The sequence below is a fragment of the Acidovorax sp. FG48 genome, from assembly GCF_057809085.1.
This window is the reverse complement of record NZ_JBMDJH010000029.1, coordinates 27,201-40,246: the sequence shown is the minus strand read 5'-3', so window position 1 is coordinate 40,246 and position 13,046 is coordinate 27,201. Positions and strand designations below refer to the sequence as shown.

10 protein-coding genes are annotated in these 13,046 nt (G+C 64.1%); 4 read left to right on the top strand and 6 right to left on the bottom strand.

Features of this window, described 5'->3' with window-relative positions; translation table 11 throughout:
- Nucleotides 1–207 precede the first annotated feature (207 nt).
- The 5 genes from egtB to ACODSU_RS23965 all read right to left on the bottom strand — a co-directional run bounded on the left by egtB (nucleotide 208) and on the right by ACODSU_RS23965 (nucleotide 5,670).
- Nucleotides 208–1,413, bottom strand: coding sequence for an ergothioneine biosynthesis protein EgtB (gene egtB / locus ACODSU_RS23985; RefSeq protein ID WP_488845380.1), 1,206 nt, complete (start codon nucleotides 1,411–1,413; stop codon nucleotides 208–210).
- A 12-nt stretch (nucleotides 1,414–1,425) separates the two neighbouring features.
- Nucleotides 1,426–2,343, bottom strand: coding sequence for an L-histidine N(alpha)-methyltransferase (gene egtD / locus ACODSU_RS23980; protein WP_488845378.1), 918 nt, complete (start codon nucleotides 2,341–2,343; stop codon nucleotides 1,426–1,428).
- A gap of 517 nt (nucleotides 2,344–2,860) precedes the next feature.
- Nucleotides 2,861–3,451, bottom strand: coding sequence for an OmpW/AlkL family protein (locus ACODSU_RS23975; RefSeq protein WP_015013729.1), 591 nt, complete (start codon nucleotides 3,449–3,451; stop codon nucleotides 2,861–2,863).
- Between the two features lie 129 nt (nucleotides 3,452–3,580).
- Nucleotides 3,581–4,567, bottom strand: a complete 987-nt coding sequence (locus tag ACODSU_RS23970; protein ID WP_295940661.1) for a DUF808 domain-containing protein — start codon at nucleotides 4,565–4,567, stop codon at nucleotides 3,581–3,583.
- A 179-nt stretch (nucleotides 4,568–4,746) separates the two neighbouring features.
- Complete coding sequence (locus ACODSU_RS23965; protein WP_488845376.1) at nucleotides 4,747–5,670, bottom strand: LysR family transcriptional regulator; 924 nt, start codon at nucleotides 5,668–5,670, stop codon at nucleotides 4,747–4,749.
- 154 nt (nucleotides 5,671–5,824) lie between these two features.
- On the opposite strand from ACODSU_RS23965, the gene ACODSU_RS23960 reads away from it, so the two are divergent.
- The 4 genes from ACODSU_RS23960 to ACODSU_RS23945 are packed head-to-tail and all read left to right on the top strand — an operon-like array spanning nucleotide 5,825 to nucleotide 8,920.
- The gene (locus ACODSU_RS23960) at nucleotides 5,825–6,808 is read left to right on the top strand and encodes a 2Fe-2S iron-sulfur cluster-binding protein (RefSeq protein WP_488845374.1); all 984 of its coding nucleotides are present in this window, start codon (nucleotides 5,825–5,827) and stop codon (nucleotides 6,806–6,808) included.
- A 28-nt stretch (nucleotides 6,809–6,836) separates the two neighbouring features.
- Nucleotides 6,837–8,096, top strand: a complete 1,260-nt coding sequence (locus ACODSU_RS23955) for an aromatic ring-hydroxylating dioxygenase subunit alpha (protein ID WP_488845372.1) — start codon at nucleotides 6,837–6,839, stop codon at nucleotides 8,094–8,096.
- Nucleotides 8,097–8,098: 2 nt separating this feature from the next.
- Nucleotides 8,099–8,587, top strand: coding sequence for an aromatic-ring-hydroxylating dioxygenase subunit beta (locus ACODSU_RS23950; protein WP_309823548.1), 489 nt, complete (start codon nucleotides 8,099–8,101; stop codon nucleotides 8,585–8,587).
- A 6-nt stretch (nucleotides 8,588–8,593) separates the two neighbouring features.
- Nucleotides 8,594–8,920, top strand: a complete 327-nt coding sequence (locus ACODSU_RS23945) for a non-heme iron oxygenase ferredoxin subunit (protein WP_488845370.1) — start codon at nucleotides 8,594–8,596, stop codon at nucleotides 8,918–8,920.
- A 97-nt stretch (nucleotides 8,921–9,017) separates the two neighbouring features.
- Here ACODSU_RS23945 and purL read toward each other — a convergent pair whose 3' ends face one another.
- On the bottom strand, nucleotides 9,018–13,037 hold the full coding sequence (gene purL, locus ACODSU_RS23940) for a phosphoribosylformylglycinamidine synthase (protein ID WP_488845369.1): 4,020 nt from the start codon (nucleotides 13,035–13,037) through the stop codon (nucleotides 9,018–9,020).
- Nucleotides 13,038–13,046 lie beyond the last annotated feature (9 nt).

The following is a 13,046-nucleotide window of genomic DNA, read 5'->3' as shown; positions in this document are numbered from 1 at the left end:
GTCATCTTCACTTACTTGTCTGGGCCTACCTTTTGGCAACGTGCACTTCGTTGTTGAAACCGCCGGCTTTTTGCGTCCAAGCGCTAGTGGAATATGCGCCACCAGCTACATATTTGATAGCAAACAAGACCACGGCACGCAGTGACACCGTCATGCCGGCCCCAACGCGGCGGGTCGATGACGGACAGCGCCGGGCGCTGACCGCCTTCAGCCGAGGTCGCGTGCCAGCCGAATGCCCGTGAACTGCCAGCGCGCTGTGGCCGGAAAGAAGTTGCGGTAGGTCAGCCGCTCGTGCCCTGGCGGCGTAGCGCTGGACGAACCCCGCAGCACGTACTGGTTGACCATGAACTTGCCGTTGTACTCACCCACGGCGCCTTCGGCCACCCGGAAGCCGGGGTACGGCGCGTAGCTCGACTGCGTCCACTGCCAGGCAGCGCCGTGCCACTGCGCCATGCCAGCGGCACCCTGCGCGGCCGCATGCTCCCATTCAGCCTCCGTGGGCAGGCGCGCGCCCACCCAGCGCGCGTAGGCATCGGCTTCGTAGTACGACAGATGCACCACCGGCTGGTTGCCCTGCAGCGGTTGCAGGCCGGCCAGCGTGAACTGGTGCCAGGCCCCGTCGATGCGATGCCAGTACAGAGGCTGCTCCAGACCCTGCGCCGCCCGCCAGTCCCAGCCTTCGGCCAGCCAGAGCAGCGGGTTGCGGTAGCCGCCCGCTTCCACAAACGCCAGGTACTCAGCCTGCGTTAACAGCCGCGAGGCCAGTGCATAAGGGTGCAGATACACCCGATGGCGCGGACCCTCGTTGTCAAAGGCAAAGCCGCTGCCAGCGTGGCCGATGTCGGTCAGCCCCTCGTCAAACGAGTGCCACGCCAGCGCCCCGGCGGGCTCCGGCGCCACGGCGTCAGACGCCTTGGCATAGGCGGGAAACAAGGGGTTGCAGGACAGCAGGTGCAGGATGTCGGTGAGTATCAGCTCCTGGTGCTGCTGTTCATGCTGCAGGCCCAGCTCGATCAGGCCGCGCAGCGCGTCGTCGTGCGCCACGGTGGGCCACAGGCGCGCCATGCGGGCGTCCACGTTGGCCCGGTAGGCGAGCACCTCGTCCAGCGATGGCCGCGTGAGCAGCCCGCGCTGCGGGCGCGGGTGCTTGGCGCCCACGCCGTTGTAGTACGAGTTGAACAGCACCCGGAACGCCGGTGCAAACGGCTGGAAACCGGGCTCGTGGGCTTCGAGCACAAAGGTCTCAAAGAACCAGGTGGTGTGGGCCAGGTGCCATTTGGTGGGGCTGGCATCAGGCATGGACTGCGCGGAGCAGTCCTCTGCCGACAGTGGGGCCGCCAGGGACAGCGAGCGGCCTCGCACCGCGGTGTAGCGCGCCAACAGAGTGTCGAGTGTGGGGGATGTCACGGTCATGAATGTCACCGGTCAAGGACGGGCATGGACCACCGCGAACCAGCCCCGCTCGTCCGTCCACGCCTGGGCCTGCGCAAACCCGGCGCGTGCGAGCATGTCGGTAAAAACGGGCAGCGGGTACTTGTAGCTGTTCTCGGTATGGATGCGCTCGCCCCGGTCGAACCGACGGCCGCCGCCGGGCCAGCACACCTCGGTGTCAGAGGCCGCCTCCAGGTGCATTTCGATGCGCGACGCCTCGGTGTTGAAGAACGCGCGATGCTGCCACTGCGCTACGTCAAAGTCGCTGCCGATCAGGCGGTTCACATGCCGCAGCACATTGCGGTTGAACTCGGCAGTGACCCCTGCGGCATCGTCGTAGGCGGCTTCGAGCACCGCCACGTCCTTGGGCAAATCGATGCCGATCAGCAGACCACCATCATCGTCCACCAGTTCGCGCATGTGGGCCAGCAGATCCAGCGCGTGCGGCGGGTCGAAGTTGCCGATGGACGAGCCCGGGTAGAACACCAGGCGCCCGGTGCGGGGAATGTCGTCGGGCAGTGACACACCCAGCGTCATGTCACCCGCCAGCGCACGGGCATCCAGCGCCGGAAACTCATCGCGCAGCCCCTGAACCGCCTGCTCCAGAAAATCCGCCGAAATGTCCACGCCCACAAAACAGGCCGGCTGCATCAAGCGGCACAGGGTGCGGGCCTTCTGGCAGTTGCCTGCGCCCAGCTCGATCAGGGTGCGCCCCGGGCCAATGGCATGGGCAATGCTGTCCGCATGCGCCTGCATCAGCGCCATCTCGGTGCGCGTGGGGTAGTACTCCGGCAGGCGCGTGATGGCCTCAAACAGCTGGGAGCCGTGCTGGTCGTAAAAGTACTTGGGGGAGATGCGTGCGGGCCGCTGAGTGAGCCCGTGCGTGATGTCGGAATAGCGAGGCAGGAGCATGGGTCGTCAAGACGTTGGTGCGGCAGCGCCGCCGGTGGGTCAAAAGCAGAGGCGCCTGGGATGCCCGCCTTGCGGCACACCCCACGCGCTCCCCTGCCCCTCTCCCCATTGTGCGTTGCCTCGCTGACAGCCGTGTGTAGGCCATTTCCGCACCTGCCAAAAAAAAGGGCTGGCGCAGGCGCCAGCCCCGCAGAGCCTGTTTACGATCTACCAGGGGTCGCGTTGGAACGCAATCGGGATGAGTGGACGCTTCGGGTGCGCCGCATGGGCTCATGCCCATGCAAGCAGCCGAGGCATTCAATCACCCGATTTCGCTCCAACCCTTCGGGCAGTGGTCTTTGCGGGCGGTCTGCGGCGTTGCGGCGCTTGCCAATAGCGGGGCTATTGGCGGCGCACCGTGCCTTGCATCCCATCCCGCAAAGACCACTGCGCGACCCCTGGTAGATCGTAAACAGGCTCTCAAACCCTTGGAGAACTTTATCGTCAGGAACGCAGGGCCCGCCTGGGCCCTGTGCCCTTAGAAGCGCCAGCCCAGACCCACGCCCACCAGAACGGGGTCTACCTTGAAGGTGCCCAGCTTGGCACCGCCTGCGCTCACGTCGGTCTTGATGAAAACCTTCTTCACGTCGAAGTTGAGGTACAGGTTCTTGGCCAGCGGAATGTCCACGCCCACTTGCAGAGCGGGACCGAAGCTGTTGCGGTCAATGCTCACGCCTGCGGGCAGGTTCACGCTGGAGAAGCGCGTGTAGTTCAGGCCCGCGCCCACATAGGGCTTGAAGCCAGGGGCGTCAAAGTGATATTGCGCCAGCAGTGTGGGGGGCAAGTGCTTGAGGGTGCCGATGGCGGCGCCACCAGCGCTGAGCGTGTGCTTTTGCGGCACCGTGAGGATCAGCTCGGCCGCGATGTTCTTGTTGAAGAAGTAGGTCACATCCACTTCAGGGATGGTCTTGTTGTTGACCGACAGGCCCAGCGGCGTGCTGTCCTTGTTGGCGCTGTCCAGGTGCACCGCGCGTGCACGGACCATCCAGGGGCCTTCAGCCTGTTGCGCCAGGGCAGCGCCAGAAGAGAGGGCACAGAGAACGGCGACAGCCAGCAGGTTCTTTTTCATGGTATTTCGCATCGGTTGGACGGGGACGACCCCCGTGCATGCATTGAACCGCTGCGGCCCCCACCCGGCCTTGCCTTACCTCAAGCCCTCGGTAGTAACCCTTAGACCTAGATCAAGGAATACCCACTATCAGGCTGTGGACTTGCCCCGCAGGCGCTGCACCAGCGTCACTCCGGCCAGCACCAACCCACCCGCCACGATGCCGACCACGGCGTTCAGCAGGTTGGGCACCAGCACGGCCCACAGCCCGCCCACCGGCCATTGCGCCGCCGCCGTGCCCGTCGCCTCGACCGCGTGGTGCAGCACGGGCACACCGTGCACCAGAATGCCGCCGCCCACCAGGAACATGGCAGCGGTGCCTGCAATCGACAGCCCCTTCATCAGCCAGGGCGCCGCGCGCAAAATGCCCGCGCCCAGGGCACGCGCCGCGCTGCTGGCCTTGTTGCTGAGCCACAGGCCCAGGTCGTCCAGCTTGACGATGCCCGCCACCAGCCCATACACGCCGATGGTCATGATGACCGCGATGCCCGACAGCACGGTCAACTGCTGCACAAAGGGCGCGGAGGCCACGGTGCCCAAGGTGATCGCGATGATTTCGGCCGACAGGATGAAATCGGTGCGCACGGCGCCCTTGATCTTGTCCTTTTCAAAGGCCACCAGATCCACCGCCGGATTGGCATTGGCCTTGGCATGGCTCTCGCGTTCGGCCTCGTCCTCGTGCTGGGCATGCAGCAGCTTGTGAGCCACCTTTTCAAAACCTTCAAAGCACAGAAAGGCGCCCCCCACCATCAGCAGTGGCGTCACGGCCCAGGGCGCAAAGGCGCTGATCAGCAACGCGGCAGGCACCAGGATGACCTTGTTGATGAGCGAGCCCTTGGCCACCGCCCACACCACCGGAATCTCGCGCTCGGCGCGCACGCCGGTCACCTGCTGAGCATTGAGCGCCAGGTCATCCCCCAGCACGCCTGCGGTCTTCTGTGCGGCCACCTTGGTCATCACCGACACATCGTCGGCCATGGCAGCGCTCTTCTTGGCAGCCACCTTGGTCATCAAGGCTACGTCGTCGAGGATGGTGGCAATGTCGTCGAGCAAAGCAAGCAGGCTGCCAGTGGCCATGAAGAGTCCTTGGGATGGGTCGTAAAAAAGCGGCCAACATGCCGCCGGTGTGCGCCGCACTATAGCAACGCACAGACACCCCAAGCGCCAGCAGCGGCGCCAGGTGTGCGTAGGAGAGCAGGAAAGCGCAGGCGACGTGCCCGCTCTGCCGCACCTCACCCAACGCGAGAAGGATGGTGCTAACCCTTGGCGCCTTTAGAAGCGTCCGCATGGAGGTCGAAAACCAGCGAGCGCAGCCACTGGTTCGCCGGGTCCTTGTGAAACTTGGCGTGCCAGAACATGTTGATGGCGATTTTGGGCAGCTTGACCGGGTGCGCCAGGTACCGCAACTCAAAGGGGGCGGCCATGCGCTCGGCCAGCCGCTCCGGCACCGTGGCCACCAGATCGGTGGACTGCAAGATGTGGCCCACGGCAACGAAGTGAGGCACTTTGAGTTTCACCTGCCGCTGGGGCGAGTGGTTGTCCAGTATCTCGTCCACCTGCCCATGGCCAGTACCTGCAGACACGATGGCCACATGGTCCGCGCCGAAGAAGTCCTGCAGGCGGATCTTTTTCTGGTCCAGCCGATGGCCCTTGCGAAACATGCAGACGTAGTTCTGCTCGAACAGGCGGCGCTGAAAAAAGCCCGCCTTCAGCTGCGGCAGCAGGCCCACGGCCAGGTCCACCTGGCCCGACTCCATGGCGTCCTTCAGGTTGGTGGCCGTATTGCGCACGGTGCTGATGGTGACCGAGGGCGCGACTTCTTCGATGCGTTGCATCAGTGGCGGCAGAAAGTAGATCTCGCCAATATCCGTCATGCCGACGGTGAAGCTGCGTTTGCTGGTGCGCGGGTCGAACGTGTTTCTGGCGTTCACCGCGCCATGAATCATGCCCAGCGCATACCCCACTGACTCCGCCAGCTGTTCTGCAAACGGCGTGGGCTGCATGCCGCTGGCCGTGCGGGTGAACAGCTCATCGTCAAACAGCTTGCGCAGCCGCGCCAGCGCATTGCTCACTGCAGGCTGGCCGAGGCCCAGGTTTTCCGCCACCTTGGAAACCTTGCGTTCGGCCAGGAGTTGGTTGAAGACCACCAAAAGATTCAGATCAATGTCCTTCAGCTCCATCGATTGCCTCGCCGATTATTAATTTGGATGATATTCAACATTCACATCATCGCGTTGACTGATTTTCTCGCCGATCTGATCATCGCCTCCATCGATCCCTTCCCCGGGAATCGACCCATAAAAACATCAGAGACAACACCCGAGACAACGGACGATGGAAATCCACGTACGCCCCTTCCAGCGCACGCTCAACGTCGCTCCTGGCACCAATCTGCTGGACGCGTTGCGCAACAACGATGTGCCGATTTCGCACAGCTGCATGGCCGGGCGGTGTGGCACCTGCCGCTGCAAGATCGTGGCAGGACAGGTGCTCGACTCAGGGCGCGAAGTACAGCAACCACTGGCGGCACAAGACTCCTACGTCCTGGCCTGCCAGACCTTCGTGACGGAGCCCTGTACGGTAGAGATTCCCGAACCCGACGAAGTGGTCGTGCACACGGCACGCATCATCAAGGCCACGGTGGTGGCCATGGAAGACCCCACCCACGACATCAAGCGACTGGTTCTCCAGCCCGCAAAAGCACTCGATTTTTCGCCCGGCCAGTATGCGCAGCTGCAGTTCACGTCAGCGCATGTGCGGCCCTATTCCATGGCGGGCACCGCCCAGGACAACACGCTGGAGTTCCACATCCGGCTGGTTCCGCAAGGCCGTGTCACCGGCTACGTGGCGAACGAGCTTCGCGTGGGCGATACGGTGCGCGTGAGCGGCCCGATGGGCTCTGCCTACCTGCGCCGCCAACACACAGGCCCCATGCTGTGCGTGGCAGGAGGCACAGGGCTGGCGCCAATTTTGTCCATCGTTCGGGGCGTAGTTGCCGCAGGCATGGGCAACCCCATCCACCTGTACTTCGGCGTGCGGTCCGAGCGCGATATCTATGGCGCGGAATGGCTGCAAGCGCTGCAGCGCCAGCACCCGCAGCTCCAGGTGCACATCGTGGTCGCGTCCGGTCCCGCACAGGGGCATCGCACCGGACTGGTGACCGACGCCATCGCCCGGGACTGGCGCAGCCTGGAAGGCTTTCGCGCCTACCTCTGCGGCGCACCGCCCATGGTCGAAGCCACTGCCTTGCTGGTAAGGCAAATGGGCGTGTTGCCAGAGCAGGTGTACGCGGATGCGTTTTATGCCAGTGGCACGTGAGCCCCACAAAACAACCCAGGAGACAGCAATGAGCACACCCACCAAGGAAGTCTTTCCCAGCCAGATGCGATGGGAAACCGAAGGCAGCAGCCGAATACCGTTCATGGCCTACACCGGTGAAGACCTGCACAAGAAAGAGCTGGAGCGCTTCTTCTACCGGCAGCACTGGAACTATGTCGGGTTGGAGGCCGAGGTGCCGAACGTGGGCGACTTCAAGCGCACGGTGGTAGGAGAACGCTCGGTCATCATGGTCCGCGACGCGAGCGGCATCCAGGTGGTCGAGAACGTGTGCGCCCACCGCGGCATGCAGTTCTGCCGCGAGCGCCATGGCAACAAGAAGGACTTTGTCTGCCCCTACCACCAGTGGAGCTACACGCTGCAAGGCGATCTGCAAGGGGTGCCCTTTCGCCGTGGCGTCAAGCAGGACGGAAAAATCAACGGGGGCATGCCGGCGGATTTCCAGACGGCGGACCATGGCCTCAACAAGCTCAAGGTGGCGACCCGGGGCGGCGTGGTGTTTGCCAGTTTCGACCACGATGTTGAATCGCTGGAAGAATTCCTGGGGCCGGACATCCTGTCGTACTTCGACCGGCTGTTCAACGGTCGGCGCCTGACGATACTGGGCTACAACCGCCAGCGCATTCCGGGCAACTGGAAGCTCATGCAGGAGAACATCAAGGACCCCTACCACCCCGGCTTGCTGCACACCTGGTTTGTAACCTTTGGCCTCTGGCGTGCAGACAACAAGAGTGAGCTGAAGATGGATGCGCGCCACCGGCATGCCGCCATGATCTCCACCCGAGGCCAGGCGGGAAAGGCCGACCAGGTCACCCAGGTGTCCAGCTTCAAAGAGAGCATGCAGCTCAACGACGCGCGTTTTCTGGACATCGTGCCCGAGCCCTGGTGGGGCGGGCCCACGGCGGTCATGATGACGGTGTTCCCCAGCGTCATCTTTCAGCAGCAGGTCAACAGCGTCTCCACGCGGCACATCCAGCCGGACGGGCACGGGGCCTTCGATTTCGTGTGGACGCACTTCGGGTTTGAGGACGACAGCGCGGAGATGACACAGCGCCGTCTGCGGCAGGCCAACCTGTTCGGCCCGGCGGGGTTTGTGTCCGCCGACGACGGGGAGGTGATCGAGTTTTCGCAAGAAGGTTTTGAAAGCAAGCCCTACCACCGCACCCTGGCCGAGTTGGGGGGAAAGACGGTGGAGAACACCGATCACATGGTGACCGAAACACTCATCCGCGGCATGTACGCGTACTGGCGTGAAGTGATGGAGGGCTGACCATGAGCACTGCGCCCCACATTGCTTTTGATGATTACCTGGCCATCTCGCGCCTGTACTCCGAGTACGCACTGGCGGTGGACTCTGGTGACTGGGACCTGTGGCCCGAATTCTTCACGGAGGACTGCACGTACAAGCTGGTGCCCCGCGAGAACCACGAACGCGGATTCCCCCTCGCAACGCTGCTGTTCGAAAGCAAAGGGATGCTCAAGGACCGCGTCTACGGCATCCGCGAAACCCTGTTCCACGACCCCTACTACCAGCGCCATGTGGTCAGCGCGCCCGTGGTCCTTGCCGCGAGCGAGAACCGCTTCGAGGCCCAGGCGAACTACGCAGTGTTCCGCACCAAGCTCTCGCGCGAGTCCACGGTGTTCAACGTGGGGCGGTACATCGACGTGATCGAACGCACCCCGGCAGGGCTCAAGTTCGCGACGCGCCTTTGTGTGTACGACAGCGAAATGATCCCCAACTCCATCATCTACCCCATCTGAACCACCATGAACGAATCATCCTGGATCGACGCTGCCAGTGAGGCCGAAGTGCCCGAAGACGATGTCATCGGGTTGCAGGTGGGTGAGCACAACATTGCGCTGTACAAGGTCGATGGCAGTGTGTTTGCGACCGACAACATCTGCACCCACGGGCACGCGCGCCTGTGCGATGGCTTTCTGGACGGCCATGAAATCGAGTGCCCCCTGCACCAGGGGAAGTTCGATGTCCGCAATGGCAGCCCCACCTGCGCACCGGTCACCGAGCCATTGAAGTGTTACCCCGTGCGCATCGACAGAGGGCGCGTGTTTCTTCAGATGGACGACAGGGCATGAACCCCACCTGAAGAAAACTGTAGCCGCTGAACCTGCGGTGTTCAGCGGCTACTGACATCAAGCATGAGCACCCTGCAGCGCAGGGTGCCTCAGCCCATCACCCCACCCACTTGCGCGCGTTGCGCCAGATGCGCATCCAGCCGCTGTACTGGGCCTTGTCCTCGCTGGTCCAGCTCATCTGCACGTTGCGGAACACGCGCTCGGGGTGCGGCATCATGGCCGTGAAGCGGCCGTCGGCCGTGGTAACAGCCGTCAGGCCGCCCGCGCTGCCGTTGGGGTTGAACGGGTACTGCTCCGTCGCGCGGCCGTGGTTGTCCACGTAGCGCATGGCGGCGATGGCCTTGTCGGCATTGCCACGGTACTTGAAGTTGGCATAGCCCTCACCATGCGCCACGGCGATCGGCAGACGGCTGCCCGCCATGCCTTGCAAGAACAGGCTGGGGGATTCGAGCACTTCCACCAGCGACAGGCGGGCCTCGAAGCGTTCGCTCTGGTTGGTGGTGAAGCGCGGCCAGTCTTGCGCGCCGGGGATGATGTCGGCCAGCTCGGCAAACATCTGGCAGCCGTTGCACACGCCCAGGCCGAACGTGTCCGTGCGGCCAAAGAAGCCCTGGAACTGGGCTGCCAGCACGGGGTTGAAGGTGATCGAACGCGCCCAGCCGATGCCTGCGCCCAGCGTGTCGCCATAGCTGAAGCCACCGCAGGCCACCACGCCCTTGAAGTCTTCGAGCTTGACGCGGCCGGTCTGCAAGTCGGTCATGTGCACGTCGTACGCTTCAAAGCCCGCCTCGGTGAAGGCGTAGGCCATTTCGATGTGCGAGTTCACACCCTGCTCGCGCAGGATGGCGACCTTGGGCTTGGCGAGGTTCAGGTACGGCGCGGCCACATTGTCAGCGGCGTCGAACGTGAGGTGCACATGCATGCCGGGGTCGGTGGGCTCACCTGCTGCAGCGTGCTCGGCGTCGGCGTTGGCGGGGTTGTCGCGCTGCTGGCAGATCTTCCAGCTCACGGCGTCCCACACTTGGTGCAGGTCGGCCAGTGAGGCGCTGAACACGGCCTTGGCATCGCGCCACACCTGCAGCTCGCCCTTGCCCGCGTCGATGGACGACGAGGCGGGGCGGGTCTTGCCGATGAAGTGGCTGAACTTGGACAGGCCGTGCTCGCGCAGGGTCTGCATCACCTCATTGCGCTCGCTGGTCTTGACCTGCAGCACCACGCCCAGTTCTTCGTTGAACAGGGCTTTGAGCGTGAGTTCTTCGCGGCGCGCGCTGACCTGGCCCGACCAGTTCTTGGCATCGCCCACTTCGGCGCGGCTGTCGCTGATACCGTCGCCTTCGGTCACCAGCAGGTCCACATTGAGCGACACACCCACATGGCCTGCAAACGCCATTTCTGCCACTGCGGCCAGCAGGCCGCCGTCGCTGCGGTCGTGGTAAGCCAGGATCTGGCCCTTGGCGCGCAGTGCGTTCACCGCGTTGACGAGGTTGACCAGGTCTTTGGGGTCGTCCACATCGGGCACCACATCGCCGCTCTGTTCCAGCGTCTGGCCCAGAATGCTGCCGCCCATGCGGTTCTGGCCCTTGCCCAGGTCGATCAGCACCAGGGTCGTGTCGGCCTCGGTGGCGTCGAGCTGGGGGATGAGCGTGCCGCGCACGTCGGACAGCGAAGCGAATGCGCTCACGATCAGGCTGACGGGGGACGTGACCTTTTTCTTGTCCGCGCCTTCGCTCCACTGCGTGCGCATCGACAGCGAATCCTTGCCGACCGGGATGGACACACCTAGCGCCGGGCACAGCTCCATGCCCACAGCCTTCACGGTTTCGTACAGGGCAGCATCCTCGCCGGGCTCGCCACACGCAGCCATCCAGTTGGCCGACAGCTTCACGCGCGGCAGCTCGATGGGTGCAGCCAGCAGGTTGGTGATGGCTTCTGCGACGGCCATGCGGCCCGACGCAGGCGCGTTGATGGCGGCCAGCGGCGTGCGCTCACCCATGCTCATCGCTTCGCCCGCAAAGCCCTTGTAATCGGCCAGCGTCACGGCGCAATCGGCCACGGGCACTTGCCAGGGGCCCACCATCTGGTCGCGGTGGCTCAAGCCGCCCACGGTGCGGTCGCCGATGGTGATGAGGAAACGCTTGGACGCCACCGTGGGGTGGGCCAGCACGTCGATCACGGCCTTTTGCAGCGGCACGCCGGTCAAGTCCATGGGTGCGAATTCGCGTACCACGGTCTTCACGTCGCGGTGCATCTTGGGCGGCTTGCCCAGCAGCACGTTCATGGGCATGTCCACGGGCAGCTTCTGGTCTTCAGCCGTCGCAGCGGGGTCGTGCAGCACCAGCTGGCGTTCTTCGGTGGCGGTGCCGATCACGGCAAACGGGCAGCGTTCGCGTTCGCAGAAAGCCTGGAACAGGGGCAGCGACTCGGGCGCAATCGCCAGCACATAGCGCTCTTGCGACTCGTTGGACCAGATTTCTTTCGGGCTCATGCCGGACTCTTCGAGCTGCACGGCACGGAGGTCAAAGCGCGCGCCGCGGCCAGCATCATTGGTCAGCTCGGGGAAGGCGTTGGACAAGCCGCCCGCGCCCACGTCGTGGATGGCCAGGATGGGGTTGTTCGTGCCCTGTGCCCAGCAGTGGTTGATGACCTCTTGTGCACGGCGCTCGATCTCGGGGTTGCCGCGCTGCACCGAGTCAAAGTCCAGCTCAGCCGCATTGGTGCCGGTGGCCATGGAGCTGGCCGCGCTGCCGCCCATGCCGATGCGCATGCCGGGGCCGCCCAGCTGGATCAGCAGCGAGCCTGCAGGGAATTCGATTTTCTTGGTCAGCTCGGCATCGATCACACCCACACCGCCCGCGATCATGATGGGCTTGTGGTAGCCGCGCTGCACACCACCCACGTTCTGCTCGTACTCGCGGAAGTAGCCGTTCAGGTTGGGGCGGCCGAATTCGTTGTTGAACGCCGCGCCGCCCAGGGGCCCTTCGACCATGATCTGCAACGGGCTGGCAATGTGCTCGGGCTTGCCCACGGCACTGCCCCAGAGCTTGGACACGGTGAAGCCCGTGAGGCCCGCCTTGGGCTTGGAGCCCCGGCCGGTGGCGCCTTCGTCGCGGATCTCGCCGCCCGCGCCGGTCGATGCGCCCGGGAAGGGCGAGATGGCCGTGGGGTGGTTGTGCGTTTCCACCTTCATCAGCACATGCTGGGTGACGCTACTTTTTTGATAGCTATTAGCGCTTAATTCACTAGCGCTTGCGGCCATTTTGGCTACAAAACGCTCGACCTGATGGCCTTCCATGACCGAGGCGTTGTCCGAATACGCAATCACCGTGTGCTGGGGCGCCAGCTGGTGGGTGTTGCGGATCATGCCGAACAGGCTCTTGTCCTGCGGCACGCCGTCGATGGTGAACTGGGCGTTGAAGATCTTGTGGCGGCAGTGCTCGCTGTTGGCCTGCGCGAACATCATCAGCTCCACATCAGTGGGGTTGCGCTTCAGGCCCGTGAAGGCGGTCACGAGGTAGTCGATTTCATCGTCGGCCAGCGCCAAGCCAAAGCGGGTGTTGGCGGCTTCCAGAGCCTTTCGTCCTTGTTCGGGGCCACCGGCCAGCACGTCCACATGCTCCATGGGGGCAGGCTGCAGTTCGGTGAACAGGGCTGCGGCAGCGCTGCGGTCGGCCACCACGGATTCGGTCATGCGGTCATGCAGCAGCGCGGCGACTTGGCCCAGTTGCCCGGCGGTCAGCTCGGGCGTCTTGCCCAGCAGGCCCGATTTCAGGCTGATGCGGTATTCGGTGATGCGCTCGACGCGGCGGATGGCGATGCCGCAGTTGCGCGCAATGTCCGTGGCCTTGGAGGCCCAGGGTGACAGCGTGCCCAGGCGGGGCGTGACGATGAGCACGGCGCCGTCTTCGGGGCCTGCGTAGGGGTCGCCGTAGGTCAGCAGTGCGGCAAGACGTTCTTGTTCGGCGGACGTGGGGGCCGCATCGGTGGCGACCAGATGCACGAAACGCGCTGCAATGCCACTGATCTTGGGGTGGATCGCCTCCAGGGCGGGTTGAAGTTGCTGGGCGCGGAAGGTGCTGAGGGCGTTGCCGCCCGCCAGCGTGGTCATGTGCAAGGTCACGGTAGCGGC